The sequence below is a fragment of the Parabacteroides chongii genome (assembly GCF_029581355.1).
GTDB classification, from domain to species: Bacteria; Bacteroidota; Bacteroidia; order Bacteroidales; family Tannerellaceae; genus Parabacteroides; species Parabacteroides chongii.
On record NZ_CP120849.1, the window covers coordinates 2494773 to 2516042 of the forward strand.

A 21270-nucleotide genomic window follows, 5' to 3' on the forward strand; every position below is an offset into this window, starting at 1 on the left:
ATAATTGATATGATGTATGAATGTATTTTAAAGAATTGATTCTATGAAATATATAAGTCAATGGAAATGGATTCTCTCCTTGTTGCTTTGCTGTTTTTTTCATGCGGAAGCTGCGGAGGTTATTCGTTTTGATTTGGGTTGGAAATTCAGTTTGAATGATGTGGGGGAGGAGGCTGTCTTTCCCGGTTATAATGATTCTGCCTGGCGGACATTAAATTTGCCTCACGATTGGAGTATAGAGGGGGCGTATGAGCAAACGGCCAACGGGACAGACTGGCAAAGCGGTTTTTTGCCGGCAGGAATAGGATGGTATCGTAAAACGTTTGCTTATGATCCTGCATGGGCTACTAAAAAAGTCCGTATCCGGTTTGATGGAATTTATCTGAATAGTGAAGTTTGGATTAATGGTCATTCTTTAGGTAAACGGCCGAATGGCTATATCGGTTTTGAATATGATCTGACTCCTTATTTGAGAAAGGGGAATAATTGTATTGCGGTGAAAGTCGACCAGTCTAAACCTCTCACCGGGCGTTGGTATACAGGTTCCGGTATATATCGGCATGTTCATCTGATCATATCTTCTCCGGTACATATTTCCTATTCGGGTGTTTATTTTAAAGTAGATACCTTTTTGCCAGAGAAGGCGCTGTGTTCAGTTGAGGTTTCCGTTGTAAATCCGGAAAAGGAGAAAGTACGGATCGTTTCCTGCTTACAGGATAGGAATGGGATAATCGTAGCTGAAAGTTTTGGAACAGAAGATCTTTTTGGGCAAGATAAAATGCGGATGACTGTTGTATCTCCGAAGCGCTGGTCTCCTGAGAATCCGGTTGTTTATACGTTGATATGCCGGTTGGAAAAGTCTGGGAAGTTATTGGATGAGGTTCGACAATTGGTCGGTTTTCGCTCTTTGGAATTTAGTCCGGAATTTGGCTTTAAGCTGAATGGAGAGGTTACAAAGTTAAAAGGAGTATGTGATCATCATACGGCAGGAGCTGTTGGTGCTGCTGTGCCGGAAGATATTTTGTATTATCGATTGAAGTTGCTGAAAGAAATGGGGTGTAATGCGATTCGTACTTCTCATAATCCTTTTTCTCCGGAGTTTTATACGATGTGTGATACAATGGGATTAATGGTTTTGAATGAAGGGTTGGATGGCTGGAATATCCCGAAAGCTGTAGATGATTATGGAAACTATTTTGACGAATGGTGGGAAAAAGATATGACAGACTTTATCAAGCGTGATCGTAATCATCCGTCTGTTATTATGTGGAGCATTGGAAATGAGGTGAATGGTGCATCACAAGAGATACAGCGTAATTTGGTGGATTTGTTTCATTCGCTAGATGTGCGTCCGGTAACACAAGGTGGGGCTGATCCTACTCGCGGAATGTCTGTAGACTATAAAAAGAATTTTGGAATGCTTGATATTGTCGGTTTCAATGGAAATGGGGAGGAAATCGGTGAACTGGAGAAATTTAGGGATAAATATCCGTCTGTATGTGCTGTTGCGACGGAAGTGCCCCATACTTACCAGACGCGTGGTGTTTACAGGACAAAAACTCAGTGGAGAAGGAGAGACTTCCCAGCTCCTTGGGAAAAGAAAAATCCGATTAAATGGGATTTGTTTGAGAAGCGAGTGTTCCCAATCCCCGACCTTGCAGCGGAAGAGTTTTTTCCGGAAGAGGAGATTCATCCATATTATCAATCATCGTATGACAATGCATCGGTACGTATCAGTGTTCGCAGAGCCTGGCAAAGGACCTGTGCATTCCCTTGGTTGATGGGCGAGTTTCGCTGGGGTAGTTTTGATTATCTGGGAGAAGCTGAGTGGCCGCAACGTTGTGGTAATTTCGGTATTATTGATGTGGCTGCCATGCCTAAAGATGCTTATTATCTGTATCAGAGTCTGTGGACTGATAAACCGATGGTACATTTGCTGCCTCATTGGACTCACATGGGAAAAGAAGGGAAAATAGTACCGGTTGTCGTATATACGAATTGTGATTCTGTTGAATTGTTATTAAATAATGTATCTTTGGGCACTCAACCTTATAAAGGAGAACAATTGGTTTGGAATATACCTTATGAATCAGGCCGTATTGAGGCAAAGGCGAAGAACGGGAATAGAATAGTGGCAACAGATATGCAACAAACAGCATCGTTAGCCTATACGGTCAGCTGCTCTGCAAACAAATTGGAGTTACAGGCTGGTTCTGCTGAGGTGGCAAGGCTTGAGTTCTCAGTAGTCGACCGGAATGGTGTTTTATGTCCGTATGCGTCAGATGAACTGTCATTCGATTTGGATGGACCTATTCGCTTGTTAGGAGTGGATAATGGAGATCCGGTTGATATGTTCCCATACAAACAGCCCCGCTGCAGGAGTTTTAGGGGAAAATGTGTTTTATTGATACAGGCTGCCGATATACCAGGGAAAGCGGCCGTAACTGTACGTTCAGAGAAGTTGACTGAAAAGAAAATAATGTTGGAAATAAAATGACAATACATATGAAAACAACTCTATTTGCTTGTTTATTATTCGTTACAGGTAGTTTGTTTGCCCGTAACCTGGATAAAACATTCCAGCTATTACCACAACCGCAATCGGTAGAAGTCCTTTCCGGTAAAGGATTGAGCTTTGGTGAATTGTCGTATGTATCGTCTACTGAGGGCACATCGATCCCAGTACTGGGTGAGATTGTAGATGGATTGCCTCAAAGTAAACGTAGCGGTAAAGGTGTCCGGTTTCAATTGTCGACGACAAATGTACCTGACTCTCCCGAAGGATATGTGCTTGAAATATCTGATAAAGGGGTAATCGTTACATCGAGAGATAATGCCGGGCTTTTTTACGGTGCACAGACCTTGGAACAGTTGCTGGAAGACAGCCGGGATTTTAAGAAGGAAATACCTTCGATGAAGATAACGGATTATCCGGCCATCGCTTATCGTGCTGTCCATCTGGATACCAAGCATCATCTGGATCGGATGGAGTACTATTACCGTATGGTGGATAAGCTGGCCCGTTATAAAGTGAATGCAATAATCTGGGAACTGGAAGATAAGTTGCGTTTCACCCATCGCCCTGAAGCCGGTGCTCCGAATGCAATCAGCAAACAGGAGATGCAGGCTTTATGCCGGTATGCGAAGGAGCGGAATGTAGAGATCAGTCCGTTGGTACAAGGTTTGGGACATGCCGGATTTATTCTGAAACATCATTGGGAATTGCGGGAGAATCCGGCAAGCGACTGGGAGTTTTGTCCGTCCGATCCCCGTACCTACGAGGTGCAGTTCGATCTGTATCTGGATGCGCTCGAAGCAATGCCTTACGGGAGATACCTGCATGTGGGCGGGGATGAGATAACAGCTATCGGTATCGATGACCGTTGCAAGGCTACCGGAAAGTCTGCATTCGAGTTGCAGATGGTATGGTTGAAAAAGGTTTGCCAGTTTGCTGTCGATCATGGTCGTATTCCTATCTTCTGGGATGACATGCCGCTTAAATATGCAGACCTGTGGGAACTGGCTTTGAGCGATAAGACAGAAGAGGAAGTGGCAAAGGAATGGAATACCGAAAAGCTGGATAAAGCGATCGATCTCTTTCCGAAAGAATGTGTATATATGCGTTGGAAATATGAAGATGCGACCGCTCCGGCACATCGTAAGCTATTGAAATGGTATAGCGATAAAGGGCTGAAAGTAATGGGTGCTACTGCTGCGTCAGCCGGCGATTCTCCTTTCCTGCCACGCAATAACACACGGGCGGGATATGTGAAAGGTTTCAGTCAGCTTGTTGCGGAAAATCATCTGGAAGGGATTCTGGCAACAGCCTGGGATGACGGTTCTCCACATCTGGAAACAGTTTGGCGCGGTTATATCGCGCAAGGCGAGTTCGGCTGGAATCCGACAGCACGGGATATAGAAACTTTCAAGAAGGTTCATGCCCAGCGTGAATATGGTTTCCGTCCGGAAGAGAACCGGATGCAATTTCTCGACGAACTGGAAAAAGCGATCTTCTTCTTTGATGGGGCATTAGTCACTTCCGGACGGAGAAATCCGGCCTGGGGAACAACTGCCTTTACATTGATGGAGTTGCCGGATAAAGCAAATCCGGGCACATGGAGCGAAACATATAAAGAGAAAATAACGAAAGCCAAAGAAGAAGCGAAACGCTATGAGCTTATTGCCGATGGAGTTCGTACGGCTGAAAAGAATGCTTTGCGTAACCGTTATACCCTGGAAGTGTATGAGCAAACGAATAATCTGCAAAACTATCCGACCCGTTTGATATTGGCATTGAATGAGTATGACACGGCGAAAGATGCTGCTGCCCGCAAAGCTGCTTTGGATAAAGTTGTCGGCATTTGTAATAATTTCAAAGAAATGCGTTCAAACCTGGAAGCCGTTTATTCGGAAACCCGCTTTATGCAGCAACCGGAAGGTTTTATTGCCGATATGAATCACCATAACCATTTGTCATCGAAAACAGAAAATAGCGACTGGCTCTATCTGTATGAAATCCCGATGATAAAGAAGGTGCTTCAATGGGCAAACCAATAAAATAAGAAATAGTGAGCCTGTTTAGGAAAAAGCACTAACGTTAGTGGGGTGTCGTCATCAACGTTAGTGGGACATCGTCACCAACGTTAGTGGAGCATCATCACTAACGTTAGTGGGGGATGCACACTCGTTATTAGTACGTATGGAAAGAAATAACTGAATTAATAATATATAAATTATTTACCATGAAAAAAATAGCATTGATACTATTTATTTGTTTGCTGTGTCTCCCCTTATGGGCGGGACATCAACCGGAATTTTCTACTGCCGGTTTCTTTCAGCTGGAAAATACCGGACGTGATGTTTACTCCATGAATCCGGCCTGGCGTTTCTATAAGGGAGCTGCGCAGGGAGCTGATGCAAAAGAGTTTAATGATAAAGACTGGATGGTCGTTTCCCTGCCACATGGCATTGAATACCTGCCGACTGAGGCCAGTGGCTGCATTAACTATCAGGGGGAAGTGTGGTATCGCAAGCATTTTACACCCGACGCCGCTTTGAAAGGAAAGAAACTATTCCTGCATTTCGAAGCAATTATGGGGAAAAGCAAGGTGTTTGTAAACGGTAAACAACTGACCGAGCATTTCGGAGGTTATCTTCCTGTTGTTGTGGATGTAACGGACATACTCGACTGGAATGGCGATAATGTGATTGCCGTATGGACAGACAATAGCGACGATCCGTCCTATCCTCCCGGAAAAGCCCAGGATGTATTGGACTATACCTATTTCGGAGGTATTTACCGCGACTGCTGGCTGATTGCCCATAACAATATCTTTATCACCGATCCGAATTATGCGGATGAGGTGGCCGGAGGCGGATTATTTGTGGCTTTCGATAAGGTGTCGGATAACTCTGCTGAGGTTTTGTTGAAATTGCAGGTACGTAACGAGACGAAGAAAGCGTTTACTGGTGTAGTAGAATATGAATTGCAGCAACCGGATGGCAAACAGGTCGCTTTTCTGAATGATAAGGTGAAGATTAGAGCGGGTAAAGCTGTAAATAGTTCTGATAAATTGTTAGTAAAGAACCCGTTGTTGTGGAGTCCGTCTTCACCTACATTGTATAATCTGTTGGTACGTATCCGTGATGAACAAGGGAATGTGATCGACGGTTATCGTCGCCGTATCGGTATCCGTAGTATCGAGTTTAAAGGGAAAGACGGTTTCTGGTTGAACGGTAAACGGTATGAGAAGCCGTTGATCGGAGCAAACCGCCATCAGGATTTTGCCGTTGTCGGTAATGCGGTGGCTAACAGCATCCACTGGCGTGATGCGAAAAAGCTGAAGGATGTAGGTATGGAAGTGATCCGTAACGCTCATTGTCCGCAAGATCCCGCCTTTATGGATGCCTGCGACGAACTGGGACTGTTCGTGATCGTCAATACTCCCGGCTGGCAGTTCTGGAACGATGCTCCCGAATTTGCCCGGCGTGTGTACAGCGATATCCGTCACCTAGTACGCCGTGACCGTAACCATCCTTCGGTCTGGCTATGGGAACCGATCCTGAACGAAACCTGGTATCCGGCAGACTTTGCCAAGAACACAAACGATATCGTACATGCTGAATATCCTTACCCGTCCTGCTATTGCGGTAGTGACAGTGAGGCACGTGGTCACGAAGTCTTTCCGGTACTTTTTGCTCATCCTCAGAATGCAGATAAGGAATGGGCGATAAAAGAATTGGATCCGTCAAAAACCTATTTTACCCGTGAATGGGGAGATAATGTGGATGACTGGAATTCGCATAACTCCCCTAGTCGTGTTGCCCGTAACTGGGGTGAACAGGCGATGTTGATACAGGCGCAGCATTATGCTTCACCTTCCTATCCTTATACCAGTTATGATGCGTTGTTTCAGACTTCCCGTCAGCATGTAGGCGGTTGCCTCTGGCATTCGTTCGATCATCAGCGCGGTTATCATCCCGATCCTTTTTACGGAGGTATCATGGATGTGTTCCGTCAGCCTAAGTATTCATACTATATGTTCAAGGCTCAACGCCCGCCTGTTAAAAGCGACCTGATCGCAGAAACTGGGCCGATGGTATTTATTGCCAATGAAATGACTCCGTTTTCAGGTAAAGATGTCGTAGTTTATTCCAACTGTGATGAAGTACGTCTGACCTTTAATAAAGACGGTAAAACATCCACTTATAAAAAAGATAAGGGACGGGAAGGAATGCCGTCGCCGGTAATCACTTTCCCCGGTATGTATGATTTTATGGTAGACAAGGCTCTGTCGAGAGACAGGAAACAGGAGGATGTCTATTTACTGGCAGAAGGTCTGATAGATGGAAAAGTGGTTGCTACCCATAAAGTAACGCCTGCCCGGCGCCCGGAGAAACTGTTGCTTTGGGTAGATAACGAGGGTACGAACCTGGAGGCAAACGGCTCTGACTTTGTAACAGTAGTTGCAGCTATTGCCGATAAACAAGGTAACATTAAGCGTTTGAACAATTATTTCATCAAGTTCCATATCGAAGGTGAAGGACGTATCTTGGGAAGTGCCGATATTATGGCGAATCCGGCTCCGGTGAAATGGGGAACTGCCCCGGTACTGGTACAGTCTACCTTGAAACCCGGGAAGATCAAAGTGATGGCCAGTGTTTTGATGGAAGGCTCCCAGATGCCGATCAGCGCAGAGCTTGAACTGGAAAGTACTCCGGCTGTTTATCCGTTAGTCTATAATCAATCGGAAGCCGTTCTTATACCTCTGACTGTAACCGGTAAAACAGATGTACAAATGAGCAAATCATCAGCCGAACGTGAAGTAGAACGTCTTCAGAAAGAACTGAATGCCCTGAAACTGAAGGAGGTCGAAAGACAGCAGACCGAATTTGGAGAACAACGGTAGTTCTGTCCATTTATTATTAAGTAAAAGAGTCTTGAATTTCCATAAAAAATCAAGGCTCTTTTTGTGTGTGTTTATATTTGAACTTACATTTTGTAGGGTTTATTTGCTTGTATAATTGTCATTTGGACCTATTTTCTTAATAAAATAGTGCAATTTATCAAATGTTTACTTTATTTTTGTGGCTTTAGTTCAGGGAGATTGAGTGAATGTTTATGAATTTAGCACAAATTTAGGATTATGAGGAAAGGAGTCAGGAATTTATTGTGCACACCCCTGAATCGTTATTGTTGTTGTTTGTTATTGGGAGTATTATCTCAGAATACGTTTGCGACAACAACTGCTGAAAAGGATGCTTTTTATTCTGTCTGGCAGAAAACAACGGTTTCAGGAACAGTGGTGGATGAGAGTGGATTGCCTGTTATTGGTGCAACAATTGTTGCGGAAAAGGTAGAAGGGGGTACGATTACCGATGATAACGGCAGGTTTGATCTGGCTGTTCCCGAGGGAGTGAAGAAAGTAAAACTGAGAATCAGTTTTATAGGTATGACAACACAAGAGGTTACGGTTACCGCCGGTATGCCGGTTACTATTATTTTGCGCGAAGATGTAACGATGCTGTCTGATGTTGTTGTTATTGGCTACGGAACGGAGAAAAAGAAAAATATAGCGGGTGCCGTATCCAATATTACCAGCGAGGAACTGACCAAGACTTCGGTTGAAAGTGTCCAGAAAGCACTTCAGGGAAAAGTGTCCGGTGTTCAGATTATTACGGCGAACGGAACACCCGGTGGTGCTGTATCGGTAAATATCCGCGGACGAAGTACGTTCAGTGGCGGTACAGCTCCTTTATATATTATCGATGGGGTTCAGATGGTGACGGGAGACCAGTCGACCGGTATTGTAAAAAGTACGGATGTTCTTTCGACTTTGAATCCGGATGAAATCGAATCGATCGATATACTGAAAGACGGTGCTTCTGCTTCGATCTACGGAGCGCAGGCCGCCAATGGGGTTGTTTTGATTACGACCAAGAAAGGAAAGGAAGGAAAAACTAAGATATCGGTCAAATTATCAGGCGGTATGCAGAAGATCAGCAATAAACTGGATCTACTGACGGCTTCGCAGGTGGCAGAACTGGATTTGCTGGCGATGAAGAATCGTTATGGGGAAAACAGTTCCGAATATCTGGGGCGATTGAGTCAGTATCAGGGTTTTGGCTGGGGAGACGATGGTTTTTCGAAGGCTCAGACGACAGACTGGTATGATATGATTTACCGTACGGCTTATACTTCGGATGCCCAGATCAGTGCAACAGGGGGAACGGCTAAAACAAAATATTTTCTTTCTGCTGCTTATAATAAGACGGATGGAATTGTAAAAGAAACCGGATTTCAGCGCGGTGCTTTCCGTGTGAATCTGACACAGGAGTTACTACCCTGGTTGAGTATCTCTACTAATAACAATTACAGTGTGATGGATCAGGATCAGTATAGTGGCGTACGTGCAGCTAACCCAAGCCGTGTTGCTGTGCTGGTACACCCGGCTAACTCGCCTTATGACAAAAATGGTGAGTTTGTACGTGATCTCCCTTATGGTTATTATCAGCATAATTCATTGCAAATGCTGAACCTGAATGAATATAGCGGACGGACAAGCAAGCTGATTACTGCAAACTCGCTGGATTTTAAAATACTGGAGGGACTGACTTTTAAATCGAGTTATAATGCGGACCTGACAACTATCGAAGAACATAGTTTCATCGATCCCCGTACCCGTGAAGGTGCAAAGGAAAATGGATCGGTTACCTCAATGACCGGTAAACTGATTAATTTCCAGACAGAACAAGTTGCTTCCTATAATAATGTATTTAATGAAATACATCGTATTTCGGCAGTTGCTGGTTTTTCTTACCGTCATGAACAATATAAGCGTCACGGAGCAACCGGAACGGGAGTATCCGATCCTTCATTACATTTGTTGGGAACGACAGCTGTTGCCAAAGAAGTATCCGGAACTTTCTCTGAATGGAAGATGGCCAGTTTATTCGCCCGTGTAAATTATACGTTGAAAGATCGTTATATACTGACAGGAACAATCCGTCGTGATGGCTCTTCCCGTTTCGGTGAAAATAATAAATGGGGAATTTTTCCGTCTGTATCGGCTGCTTGGCGGATTATTGAAGAACCTTTTATGGAACCAGTGAAAAGTTGGTTGAGCGATCTGAAATTACGTGGAAGCTATGGTATTACCGGTAATTCGGACATAGGGGATTATACGGCACGCCGTTGGTATTCAAGTGGAGGCGCATATGATAACTCTTCTGCAATCATACCTACTTATATAGGTAACCCTTATCTGACATGGGAAAAGAATCATTCCCGTAATATCGGTATTACTACAGGTTTTCTGGATGACAGGATCACATTGGAAACCGATTTCTATCTGAATGATACGAAAGACCTGCTTTATAACCGTACGATCCCTGCCACAACCGGCTTTACCGTTATCCCGTCCAATATGGGGGGCGTGCGTAATAAAGGTGTTGATATTATGCTGAATACTGTAAATATACGGGCTGGAAGTTTTGAATGGCGTTCTGCACTGAACTTATCGTTTACAAAAAATGAGATAACGGAGTTACAGGATGGTTTGGATGTATTGGGAGACTATAAGGTGGGGCAGTCGATCTCTTCCTTGCCTACTTATCAGTGGGCGGGTGTGAACTCAGCCGACGGGCGTCCGATGTATTATGACAAAGACGGGTATATAACCTATGTTCCGAAAGATGAGGATCGTATTTGGACAAAACCGGCTGATCCTACTTTCTATGGAGGATTCAATAATGATTTTACCTGGAAAGGGTTTACGTTGTCCGTATTTTTCCAGTTCCAGCGTGGTGCTGTCAGTCTTTGGAATGACAAACTGGTACTTGCCTCTTATGAAGGTGATACCAATTTGCTGAGTGATATGTATTATAAACATTGGAGTCAGCCTGGCGATATGACCTGGGTTCCGAAGCCATCTTACCAGAGTGCTTATCCGGGCAATCCGCGCCAGATATCGGAATATTCTACTTTATGTTATGAAAAAACCGATTATATCAAACTGAAGAATGTTAGTCTGAGTTATGACTTCCCGGCCAAATGGCTGAAAGGATTGTATATCTCGAACCTGCAATTGTACGTGTCCGGCTATAACTTGTGGACAACAACTACTTATCCCGGACATGATCCTGAATTTACCGGTGGTGATCTGGGTACTTACCCGCAGTCACGTAGCTATACGGTTGGATTGAAGGTAGATTTCTAATGTAAACAGATAATCAGAAAATGAAAAAAGACAGAATATATACAATCTTGGTACTTTCGTGCCTGCTGTTTGTAACAGGGTGCGACAAGATGTTGGAAACAAAATCGCAAACCTTGCTTCCCCAGGATAAATTGCAGACGGAAGCCGGATGCGAAGCCATGTTGTATGGAGTTTATGACCTGATGCAGGAAACAGCATTTTATGGTCGTGACATATTGACTGTACCGGAAGTTCTAGCGGACAACTCCCGTCTTTCTCCGCTTGCCTCCCGTTATAAAGGACAAGCAGATAACCGTATCGGTTCCCATCTTGATATTTGGGTGGAATCATATGAGATAATTGCTTTACTGAATGAAGTGATCGAGTATGCGGAGAAGCTACCTGAAACTCCGAAAGCAAAAGCGATCTGGGGGGAAGCATTAGCACTTCGCGGATTGACTTATTTTAATCTGGCACGTGTCTATGGACGTGAACCGGGACATCTGGTAGATAATTTCGATTTGTGCGTGCCGTTGATTCTGAAGGCATTTTTCTATGATGGCGGTCCGATGGGCGAAGAAGTGTATCCGGCTCGTGCGACAGTGGCTGAAGTGTGGGGGCAGATAGAAAAAGATCTGACCGAGGGTTTTTCTTTGTTGAAAGGAAACGACGACGGTTTGATGCCGAAACGAATGGGTTCGCTGGCTACGCAGGCGATACTTTCCCGTGTGTATCTTTATGAAGGAAAATGGAAGGAGTGTGTGGAAGCATCCGATTATGTAACAGCTAATGCTCCGTTTGATCTATATGGAGGTACCTATACGGATATTTTCTCCAAAGGAGAAGAAACGATATTTTATTTGTACTTTACCAATTCTGAAAACTGGGGTTCAAGTTCATTGCAATCGATCAATGGGATGATGGAATCTGAACTTGACAGTGAAGGATACGATATTGGTAAAGGAGTAGGAGATGCCGACCTGTGTGTTGCTGAAGAGTTAATCGCTCTGTTCGATCAGAAAAATGATCTCCGTTTCAAAGCTTTCCGGAAGGCAAAAATCAATGGGGAAAAAGTTTGGTGGACGAAAAAGTTCAGCGGTTGGCAGGGAGCGTTCGGTTTGGATAATGTGCCTGTTATCCGTTTGTCGGAAGTGGTATTGAATCGGGCAGAAGCACAGGCTGAATTAAAAAAGGATACAGAGGCTTTGGCTGATGTGAACGAACTTCGTACAAAACGCGGACTGGACGCCGTGTCCTTTTCCGGAGCAGAACTATTGAATGAAATTTTGTTGCAGCGTCGTTTGGAACTGGCCCAGGAAGGTCATCGTTTCTTCGATCTGAAACGTAGGGGTGAAACAATCTCGAAACCGGCCGGACGTACTCCTGTCTCTTATGAGGATTTCCGAGTAGTGGCACGTATTTCCGAGACGCAGATGGATGCGAACAAGAACCTGAAAAACAACCCGGGATATTAATTAACAAGGAGAATAATATGATGAAAAAATATATTAATTTAATGGGTGGAATATGTTTCCTGGTAATCTTATTCCTCTTTTCTTCTTGCGAGAAAGAAGATCGTACCTATCAGGGCCCCCTCTTTTATGAATTTAGTCCGTCCGAATGCGGGCAGTCGGTTTTGTCTAATATATTTGTAAAGGAAGCCGGCAAGAATGGGGAGGATCGGTTGTGTGTTCAATTGATTAAACCGGCTGACGGTGCAGTTCGTGTAAATTTCCGTTTGGCGGACCAGCTTTTTTATATCAAAAGCACGACCGAATATCTGACGGAATTGCCTGACGGATATACTTCTGATCAGTATATTGTTTATACCGGAACAACCACTTACGGGAAAGATTTTGAATTTGGTACCGGAAGTAATATCGAATATGATGCTAAATATCAGACTGGAACGATTACAATTCCTGCCGGGGAAATGTTCGGGTATATCCCTTTGAATATTCTTCAGCGGAAAGGTGGTTCTGCCTATATTATTCTGGAAGATTCAGAGGATGCGCGTGCCAATCGTCCGACTTCGATTCTGAACCTGAAGTTGACTGCTGAAAAAACATTCTATTTCGAAGAGTCGCTGACCAAAGAACTCCCGTCGACCTGGAGCTTACTGGACAAAGATGGTGACGGACTGGGCTGGTATTATTATGCTAAATGGGGACTGGTTATTTCCGATTCATATGATTATGATACAGAGAGTGCGCTGAGTCCGGAAAATTATCTGATCACTCCGGCTATTGTTATTCCGGCCGATGCTACTGCTCCCGAACTAATGTTCGATCTGGCAGCTTCTGCAACGAATGCTTATCAGGAAAAATATAAGATCATTGCATCTGAATCACCTCTTACACTTGATAATTGCCGGGATGCGGATGTGTTACGTGATTATACGGAATTGACTTCTGCCTATAGTAAACAAACCTTCCAGACAGAACATATCGATCTTTCGAAATATGTGGGTAAAACGATCTATATCGGCTTTGTTCATGGCGATTGTGTGGATATGGAATCGCTGATACTAAAGAATGTTGTAGTTTACGGATATTAAAAAGAAAGAATATGAAAAGATTATCTATATGGGCCGGTATACTCTTTATTCTGTCTGCATTGTTTTCCGGGTGCAGCGATGACGATCAGGCCTTACCGCTTCAATTGCGTACATCTGTAGTGACTGATATTACAGAGACTTCGGCCACGCTGGGAGGTAAGGTGGAAGGTGTGCTGGATGGAGTTACGGAAACCGGTATCTGCTGGTCTGTACAACCCGAGGCGGAGGTGCAGTATGTTCCTTCTTCTTCTGTTTCTGCTGAGTTTACAGTCAGCCTGACCGGACTTCGGTCGGGTACCCGGTATTTTGCCCGTTCTTATGCGAAAAGAGGAAATGAAGTTGTGTTGGGTGATTTACGTAATTTTACTTGCCAGGGGCAGTTGGCGATGGTATTGCCGTTTAACGAACGTTTCCGTGGAGACGTCTTTCCACCGCAGTACTGGAATATCATCGATAAAGATGGTGACGGCTATAACTGGGAAGCTTATAACAATCGCTTTTTTGCTGCTTTGTCTGATTCGTACCGTAGTAAACAGGACCTGACGCCGGAGAACTATCTGGTAACTCCCAAGATAACGGTTAGTGCCGGTAAACCGGTCCTTAAATGGTCGGTTGGAGTAATGGACGATGAGTTTTATATGGAACATTATAAAGTAGTGATTTCTGAAGCTCCGTTTACAGAAGAAAACTGTCAGACTAACGGAACAGTTCTTTTCGAGGAATCACTGCCGGCTGAGGCTTACCATACACTATTATATCGCAGTGTCAGCCTGGACAGCTATAAAGATAAGGATGTTTATATAGCTTGGGTACATTATAAATCTACCGGTTTGTATTGTATGTATGTCACCGATATACAGATCGAAGGTGAAGGTGCTGCTTTGAATGTTACGATTCCCCAGGTTGTAATGGGTGAATTGGAAAACCTGTCGCGTACCTCTGTCGATGTAAAAGCCGATATACCGGAAGACGGCGGGGCGTCTGTGATACGTAAAGGCTTTTGTTTTGGAACAGCTCCTTCTCCTACGATAGATAACAGGGTGGAGACGGTAGACCCTCATCAGACATTGGCTGTCACATTGAAAGACCTTCAACCCGGAGCAACATATTATGTGCGTGCCTTTGCCGAAAACAGTGCAGGGCTGAGTTATTCGGAAGAACAGAAATTCTCTACTCCGGAAGTTATTATGACGACTTTGCTGAATGAGCCGTTGACAGGGGAGGTTCCGGCTTCGTGGACTGTGATTGATAAGGATGGAGATGGGCATGGATGGGAGTATTATGAAGGTTACGGAACTGTATGTTCTGACTCTTATCTGTCGGCAGAAGGCGCTCTGACACCGGAAAACTATCTGGTAACCCCCGCCATATCCATTCCGGAAGATGCAAACAGTGCGGATATCTCTTTCGAGATGGCTGCATCTGCTAAAAACGCATATAAGGAAAAATATAAAGTCGTTGTATCTTTGCAGCCGATCACTATCGATAATTGCCGGGATGCGGAGACTTTAAAGGAGTATACAGAACTGACCGAAGAGTATAAACAGAAAAACTTTGTTAATCAGACAATCGATCTTTCTCCTTACATCGGCAAAACGGTTTATATCGGGTTCGTTCATGGTGATTGTACGGATATGGAATCTCTGTTGCTGAAAAACGTAATAATAAACAGTTATGAATAACAAAATACATCCGGATTTGCAACGTCTGTTTCTCGATTTGATTCAGATCGATGCTGTTTCCGGTAAAGAACAACCTGTGGCCGATTTTATCCGGTCGGTCACAGCTTCCTTGGGTTTTCCTGCACAGGAAGACGGAGCTGCATCCCTTTCCGGAGGAAACAGCGGGAATATCATTGTACCAGTAAACGGGGGAGGTGATTTCCTGTTGATGGCACATATGGATACTCCCCGTTCTACCAAAGGGGTAAAGCCACAGTTATTGGCTGACCGGATAACTTCGGACGGTACGACGATTTTAGGCGTGGATGACCGGGGAGGAATATCAGCTATTCTTTGGGCATTGAGACAGGCTGTAGAGCAAAAGAAAGCAATAAAACCTTGTACTCTGCTTTTCAGCGTATGCGAAGAAACGACTTTGGCCGGTTCGATGTTTTATCAACCATCGGCACAAATGACACATGGTTTTGTTTTCGATTCACATCTTTCTCCCGGTAAATTTGTATCGGAAACCTGTGGTGCTATCGCTTTCAAAATGAAGGTGAAAGGACGTGCATCACATGCCGGTGTTGCTCCTGAAAAGGGAGTGAATGCCATACAGATAGCTGCCGAGGGAATGCGAAATTTCCCTTTTGGCAGGATCGATGCCTGTACTACTGCCAACATCGGTATTATCGGAGGTGGGACAGCAACTAATGTGGTACCTGATACAGTAGAGCTTGAGGGTGAGATTCGTACCGATTATCTGGATCAGGGTGAGCAGATGATGCAAGCTGTTATTGCTGATTTTGAGGCTGCTGCAACCCGGTTGAACGGGAGTGTGGAGTGTGCCTGGCACTGGGATTTCAAACCTTACCGTGTTTCTCCTGATAATACGCCTTATAAACGTATGGAAGCATTATGCCGCCATCTTTCTCTGGAAATGGAAGGTGTAAAGTCGATGGGAGGTAGCGATGCTAATAATATGAATGCAAAAGGACTGCCGACGATCAATCTGGGAGTCGGGGCACAGAACCCACATGGGACAGATGAGTTTATCCTTTATGACGACTTACAGATGTCTGCGGATATGGCTTTGGTATTATTGACGGAAATATAGAAAAAGATGAACCGGTTTTCCGATGACTGGAATAACGTTGTTCCGATGATTGGAAGTGTACTGTTCCACTCGATGGAAGAGCGTTATTCCAGCCATCGGAAGAGTACTGTTCCGGTGAGTGGAATAAACAAGTATAAATAAGATTATGATGAAAAAATACAGATATATAATGTTTTTACTGTTGGCGGTTTTTGTGGCCACCAGTTGTTTTAGCGAAGATAAACAGGCTGAGAATGATGAAGAAACGCCTGAACTGAAAGAAGGTCATCTCTTTATTATTGGAGGTGGTGACCGTCCTGATTCTCTGATGACCCAATATCTGGCATTGGGAGGTGGCAGTAAGGCACGTGTGCTGATTGTACCCTTCGCCAGTAGTGATATCGAAGATACGGGTAGTTACCAGCAGGAACAGTTCGCCCGTTTGGGATGTGCCTCTTCGGAGTATATCAATAGCCCGAAGAAACTGATCGACTCGGAAGAAAGTCTGGCGAAGCTGGATGGCGTAACGGCTGTATTCTTTTCCGGGGGCGACCAGAACCGGTTGACGGATTATCTGCAGGGTACAAAGTTCCTTACAAAGATTCGTGAAATCTATAAAAATGGCGGCGTGATTGGCGGAACCAGTGCCGGTGCGGCTGTAATGAGTAAAATCATGCTGACCGGTGAGGAAGAGAATGTTCCTGATAAATATAAGGGTGACTTTTCTTATATCAAACAAGGAAATGTACAGACGGCGGAAGGTTTTGGATTTATTGATTCGGCAATCATTGACCAGCATTTTATTATCCGCAAGCGACAGAACCGTCTGATCAGCCTGGTGCTTGAACGTCGGATGAAAGGTGTCGGCATTGATGAGGCAACAGCCATTATTGTCAAACCGGACGGTTCATTCCGTGTAGCCGGACAAAGCCAGGTGATGGTATTTGAACCGGAAGCGCAGCCGACAATCAGTCCGACCGGCTATCTGAAAACAAATTCATTGAATGTCCGGATATTGACAGCCGGCGATACATATCAACTTTGATCCGAGAGAACGAATGAAACTGAATAAGATTCCGCATACTTATACAATTATATCTGTTGTAATCCTGATATGTGCCGCCCTTTCCTGGATTATTCCTGCCGGTGAATACTCCCGGGAAATACGGGTGGTCAACGGTACGGAACGTACGGTTATTGTAGATAACTCCTTTCATGCAGTCGATCCCGCTCCGCAGAGTTGGCAGGTTTTCGGCGTGTTACTGGAAGGATTCGAGAAACAGGCTGGTATCATAGCTTTTCTGTTGATTATCGGAGGAGCTTTTCAGATTATGAACAGTAGCCGGGCAATCGATACCGGGATACTATCTTTTTTACGAAGTTCGCGTAAAGTGGAGAAATATGGACTGTTTCGCATGGTCGGAGTGAATAATGTGGTGATATCCTTGATTATAATCCTGTTCAGTTTGTTCGGAGCCGTATTCGGCATGAGTGAGGAGACGCTTGCATTTGTCATAATTATTGTGCCGCTTGCCATTTCGATGGGATATGACTCTATTACGGGACTTTGTATGGTCTATGTGGCAGCACATGTGGGTTTTTCGGGAGCAATCCTGAATCCGTTTACAATCGGTATAGCACAGGGATTGTCGGACTTGCCGCTGTTTTCCGGTTTTGGTTACCGGTTGTTTTGCTGGGTGGTGCTCACTTCCATTCTGATCATTATCGTTCTTCGTTATGCAGCCAGGGTGAAAAAGAACCCGAAACTGTCTCCTATGTATGAGGCGGATGCTTACTGGAGGGAGAAAGGCGAAGTCGCTTCCGAAGATGTTCCGGAGGAAAGGACAACCCGTTCGGCTTGGATTGTCTACTTGTTATTATTACTATCATTGATAAGTTTTTCGATATATTATCCTTCTACCACATTTGAAATCGGGGAGAGTGCTGTTTGTTTTCCGGCAGCGCCAGTGTTTACTGCTTTTTTTGCTTTGACCGGCTGGCTGGGACTGCGTAAGTCGAACCAGTTTTTTATCCTGAACTTACTGGGATATACGATCGTCTTTCTGATAATCGGTGTAATGGGGTATGGCTGGTATCTGACGGAGATATCCGCTATTTTCCTGGCTATGGGAATTTTATCCGGATTTGCTAATAGTGAAGGAGCCGACGGGATCATTTCCCAGTTCCTGGCCGGTGCCAAAGATATGCTTTCGGCTGCCCTGGTAGTCGGATTGGCGGGCGGGATCATTCAGATATTGCAGGATGGCCGTATCATCGATCCGATTCTGCATGGTATGGCAGCCCTGATGGGGGAAGCGGGGAAGATCGCTTCTCTCGGAGTGATGTACCTGATCCAGACGACGATCAATATCATTATCCCTTCCGGTTCGGCAAAGGCTGCGTTGACCATGCCGATCATGGCTCCTTTCTCCGATGTGATCGGTATTTCCCGGCAGGCGACCGTACTGGCGTTTCAGTTCGGGGATGGTTTTACCAATATGATCACGCCTACTTCCGGTGTCCTGATGGGAGCGCTCGGATTAGCACATATTCCTTATGAGGTATGGGTAAAGTGGTTTTTCCGTATCCTTATCTTTTTTATTTTACTTGGAATGTTATTGCTAATTCCTACAGTTTTAATACCTTTGGACGGATTCTGATACACTATATTCTAAAATACTGTCATATGAAAAAAAACATTTTCGGTTTATTAGCCTGCCTGGCGATGATGGTGGTCCTGCTTAGTTGTAAACCCTCGCCTGCTGAATGGAAATTGGTTTGGGAAGATAATTTCGACCAGACCGGTAGTTTCGATCCTGCCTCCTGGAGTAAGATTCCCCGGGGTACTTCCGATTGGAATAATTATATGTCCGATTTTGACTCTTGTTATGCGATGCGCGATGGCAAGCTGGTATTGCGCGGGCTGGTCAATTATAGCCTGCCGACTGATACGGCACCTTATGTGACCGGCGGTGTTTATACGAAAGACAAAGTCGGATTCAATAACGGTCGCCTCGAAATTCATGCCAAACTGAATGGGGCAACCGGTGCATGGCCGGCCTTCTGGTTGTTGCCGCAGGGTGCCAAATGGCCCGGAGGCGGTGAGATAGATATCATGGAGCGGTTGAATAATGACAGTATTGCTTATCAGACAGTCCATTCTCATTATACATTCGACCTGGGGATCAAAGATAATCCGAAACAGGGTAGTACCGGACTTATAAACCCGGATGATTTTAATACCTATACGGTAGAAATGTATCCCGACAGTCTGGTATTCTTTATCAATGATACCCGTACATTTGCTTATCCGCGAATCGAGACGGATAAGGAAGGACAATACCCGTTTAACGACAGCCAGTTCTATCTGTTGCTGGATATGCAGCTTGGTGGAAGTTGGGTTGGTGCCGTCGATCCGGAAGACCTGCCGGTAGAAATGGAGATAGACTGGGTTCGTTTCTACCAGAAACAGTGAAAATTTATGAACGAATATAACAAAGTTGTAGTTTAAAAGGTTTATCTTTAGGTCGTAAATAATATTAAATATCTAAATCTAACTGTAATGATCGGATCAATTATTCAATTGGCTTTAAGCATACTGACAATCGTCAGCATGTGGAAGATTTTTGAAACTTTCGGCCAAAAGGGATGGGCTTGTCTTATTCCGTTCTACAACATCATCGTGATGTTGCGTATTGTAAAGTGGGAACCTGTGAAATTCTGGTTTTTCCTGATTCCTATCTATAACATCTATCTTTGCTTCTTGCTGTACAGAGATATAGCTGCGAAGTATGGAAAAGGTGACAATGCGTATGCGGTAGGTTTGCTTTTGTTGCCGTTTATTTTCTTCCCGTTGTTGGCGTTCAAAGAAACTCCGATTGCGGAAACTGTAGAGTAAATTAGTATTGAGGGAACAGAAAAGCCTTTCGTCTGAGATGAAAGGCTTTTTTTATATTCTTATATCTGTATAAATGAATAAATCATCGTTGTTAAAATAAACATCGTATCTTTGGCGTTTGTTATACGACTAAAGATACAATTGCTATGTTAGATATACAGTCTATCCGGAAAGATTTTCCTATACTGGAGCATAAAATATACGATAAGCCGCTTATTTACTTCGATAACGGTGCAACAACACAGAAGCCCCGCCAGGTGGTAGAAAAGATAGAGAGCGGTTATTATAATGTAAATGCCAATATTCATCGGGGCGTGCATTTTTTAAGTCAGGCGGCTACTGAAGCGCATGAGGACGCGCGTAAAACCGTCCAGTCTTTTCTGAACGCCCGTTCGTCCAACGAGATTATTTTTACACGCGGGACAACAGAGGCAATCAATCTGATCGCTTCCAGCTTTACCGACGAATGTATGTCAGCAGGTGATGAGGTGATCGTTTCCGTGATGGAGCATCATTCCAATATTGTACCTTGGCAGATACAAGCGGCGCGAAAAGGGATCGCCTTGAAGGTCATTCCGATGAATGAAAAGGGTGAACTGGATATGGATGCGTTTCGCGGATTGTTTTCGGAGCGTACGAAGCTGGTTTCTGTAACCCATGTGTCGAATGTGTTGGGAACCATTAATCCGGTGAAAGAAATTATTGAGGAAGCACATAACCGTGATGTCCCGGTCCTGATCGACGGGGCACAGGCAGTTCCGCATTTGGCAGTCGATGTACAGGATTTGGATGCTGAGTTTTATGTTTTCTCCGGACATAAGGTTTATGGTCCGACAGGGATAGGCGTATTGTATGGAAAAGAAGAATGGCTGGATAAGTTGCCTCCTTACCAGGGTGGTGGTGAGATGATCGCGACAGTATCGTTCGAGAAGACTACATTTAATGAGTTACCGTTCAAGTTCGAAGCCGGTACACCTGATTATATAGGCAGCACGGCACTGGCAGAAGCGTTACGCTATGTCGATCGGCTGGGTATGCAGAATATAGCTGCTTATGAAGACGAGTTATTGCGTTATGCAACGGAGAAACTGAACAATATAGAAGGTATGCGTATCTTCGGTCAGGCAGATCATAAGGGGGCGGTACTTTCTTTCCTGGTGGGAAATATTCATCATTATGATATGGGAATGTTACTCGACCGTTTAGGAATTGCTGTCCGGACCGGCCATCATTGTGCACAACCGTTGATGCAGGCTTTGGGTATCGAAGGTACTGTGCGTGCTTCTTTCTCTTTCTATAATACGAAAGAAGAGATCGATACATTTGTTGCCGGAATAGAACGCGTTCGGAAAATGTTTTAA

At 44.5% G+C, this 21270-nt stretch carries 14 protein-coding genes; all 14 read left to right on the forward strand.

Annotated elements, in window-relative coordinates:
• Window positions 1-43 precede the first annotated feature (43 nt).
• The 14 genes from P3L47_RS09285 to P3L47_RS09350 all read left to right on the forward strand — a co-directional run bounded on the left by P3L47_RS09285 (window position 44) and on the right by P3L47_RS09350 (window position 21270).
• Window positions 44-2497 (forward strand): glycoside hydrolase family 2 TIM barrel-domain containing protein, encoded by a 2454-nt coding sequence (locus tag P3L47_RS09285; protein WP_277783427.1) that lies wholly within the window; start codon window positions 44-46, stop codon window positions 2495-2497.
• An 8-nt stretch (window positions 2498-2505) separates the two neighbouring features.
• On the forward strand, window positions 2506-4557 hold the full coding sequence (locus tag P3L47_RS09290) for a glycoside hydrolase family 20 zincin-like fold domain-containing protein (RefSeq protein WP_277783428.1): 2052 nt from the start codon (window positions 2506-2508) through the stop codon (window positions 4555-4557).
• A 185-nt stretch (window positions 4558-4742) separates the two neighbouring features.
• Entirely contained in the window at window positions 4743-7409 is a 2667-nt protein-coding gene (locus P3L47_RS09295) for a glycoside hydrolase family 2 protein (protein WP_277783429.1), read from the forward strand.
• A 237-nt stretch (window positions 7410-7646) separates the two neighbouring features.
• Window positions 7647-10718: a SusC/RagA family TonB-linked outer membrane protein gene (locus tag P3L47_RS09300; RefSeq protein ID WP_277783430.1), complete on the forward strand. Its 3072-nt coding sequence runs from the start codon at window positions 7647-7649 to the stop codon at window positions 10716-10718.
• Between the two features lie 20 nt (window positions 10719-10738).
• Entirely contained in the window at window positions 10739-12172 is a 1434-nt protein-coding gene (locus P3L47_RS09305; RefSeq protein ID WP_122362748.1) for a RagB/SusD family nutrient uptake outer membrane protein, read from the forward strand.
• 17 nt (window positions 12173-12189) lie between these two features.
• A complete protein-coding gene (locus P3L47_RS09310) occupies window positions 12190-13254 on the forward strand; it encodes a choice-of-anchor J domain-containing protein (protein ID WP_277783431.1) in 1065 nt (354 codons plus the stop codon).
• A gap of 11 nt (window positions 13255-13265) precedes the next feature.
• On the forward strand, window positions 13266-14936 hold the full coding sequence (locus P3L47_RS09315) for a choice-of-anchor J domain-containing protein (protein WP_277783432.1): 1671 nt from the start codon (window positions 13266-13268) through the stop codon (window positions 14934-14936).
• Window positions 14929-16032 carry a M20/M25/M40 family metallo-hydrolase gene (locus tag P3L47_RS09320; RefSeq protein WP_277783433.1) on the forward strand — a complete coding sequence of 368 codons (1104 nt, stop codon included), beginning with the start codon at window positions 14929-14931 and terminating at the stop codon, window positions 16030-16032. The genes P3L47_RS09315 and P3L47_RS09320 overlap by 8 nt, the downstream gene beginning before the upstream one ends.
• A gap of 6 nt (window positions 16033-16038) precedes the next feature.
• Window positions 16039-16173, forward strand: a complete 135-nt coding sequence (locus P3L47_RS09325; RefSeq protein WP_277783434.1) for a hypothetical protein — start codon at window positions 16039-16041, stop codon at window positions 16171-16173.
• Between the two features lie 7 nt (window positions 16174-16180).
• Complete coding sequence (locus P3L47_RS09330) at window positions 16181-17056, forward strand: cyanophycinase (protein WP_277783435.1); 876 nt, start codon at window positions 16181-16183, stop codon at window positions 17054-17056.
• Window positions 17057-17069: 13 nt separating this feature from the next.
• The gene (locus tag P3L47_RS09335) at window positions 17070-18671 is read left to right on the forward strand and encodes a YfcC family protein (RefSeq protein ID WP_277783436.1); all 1602 of its coding nucleotides are present in this window, start codon (window positions 17070-17072) and stop codon (window positions 18669-18671) included.
• Window positions 18672-18697: 26 nt separating this feature from the next.
• A complete protein-coding gene (locus P3L47_RS09340) occupies window positions 18698-19486 on the forward strand; it encodes a glycoside hydrolase family 16 protein (protein ID WP_277783437.1) in 789 nt (262 codons plus the stop codon).
• Between the two features lie 87 nt (window positions 19487-19573).
• The gene (locus tag P3L47_RS09345; protein ID WP_277783438.1) at window positions 19574-19909 is read left to right on the forward strand and encodes a DUF5684 domain-containing protein; all 336 of its coding nucleotides are present in this window, start codon (window positions 19574-19576) and stop codon (window positions 19907-19909) included.
• Between the two features lie 146 nt (window positions 19910-20055).
• Complete coding sequence (locus tag P3L47_RS09350) at window positions 20056-21270, forward strand: aminotransferase class V-fold PLP-dependent enzyme (protein ID WP_122362755.1); 1215 nt, start codon at window positions 20056-20058, stop codon at window positions 21268-21270.

Bases quoted from the DNA above. Each gene is read 5' to 3' on its own strand.
- P3L47_RS09285 (WP_277783427.1), top strand. From the start codon at position 44: ATGAAATATATAAGTCAATGGAAATGGATTCTCTCCTTGTTGCTTTGC.
- P3L47_RS09290 (WP_277783428.1), top strand. From the start codon at position 2,506: ATGAAAACAACTCTATTTGCTTGTTTATTATTCGTTACAGGTAGTTTG.
- P3L47_RS09295 (WP_277783429.1), top strand. From the start codon at position 4,743: ATGAAAAAAATAGCATTGATACTATTTATTTGTTTGCTGTGTCTCCCC.
- P3L47_RS09300 (WP_277783430.1), top strand. From the start codon at position 7,647: ATGAGGAAAGGAGTCAGGAATTTATTGTGCACACCCCTGAATCGTTAT.
- P3L47_RS09305 (WP_122362748.1), top strand. From the start codon at position 10,739: ATGAAAAAAGACAGAATATATACAATCTTGGTACTTTCGTGCCTGCTG.
- P3L47_RS09310 (WP_277783431.1), top strand. From the start codon at position 12,190: ATGATGAAAAAATATATTAATTTAATGGGTGGAATATGTTTCCTGGTA.
- P3L47_RS09315 (WP_277783432.1), top strand. From the start codon at position 13,266: ATGAAAAGATTATCTATATGGGCCGGTATACTCTTTATTCTGTCTGCA.
- P3L47_RS09320 (WP_277783433.1), top strand. From the start codon at position 14,929: ATGAATAACAAAATACATCCGGATTTGCAACGTCTGTTTCTCGATTTG.
- P3L47_RS09325 (WP_277783434.1), top strand. From the start codon at position 16,039: ATGAACCGGTTTTCCGATGACTGGAATAACGTTGTTCCGATGATTGGA.
- P3L47_RS09330 (WP_277783435.1), top strand. From the start codon at position 16,181: ATGAAAAAATACAGATATATAATGTTTTTACTGTTGGCGGTTTTTGTG.
- P3L47_RS09335 (WP_277783436.1), top strand. From the start codon at position 17,070: ATGAAACTGAATAAGATTCCGCATACTTATACAATTATATCTGTTGTA.
- P3L47_RS09340 (WP_277783437.1), top strand. From the start codon at position 18,698: ATGAAAAAAAACATTTTCGGTTTATTAGCCTGCCTGGCGATGATGGTG.
- P3L47_RS09345 (WP_277783438.1), top strand. From the start codon at position 19,574: ATGATCGGATCAATTATTCAATTGGCTTTAAGCATACTGACAATCGTC.
- P3L47_RS09350 (WP_122362755.1), top strand. From the start codon at position 20,056: ATGTTAGATATACAGTCTATCCGGAAAGATTTTCCTATACTGGAGCAT.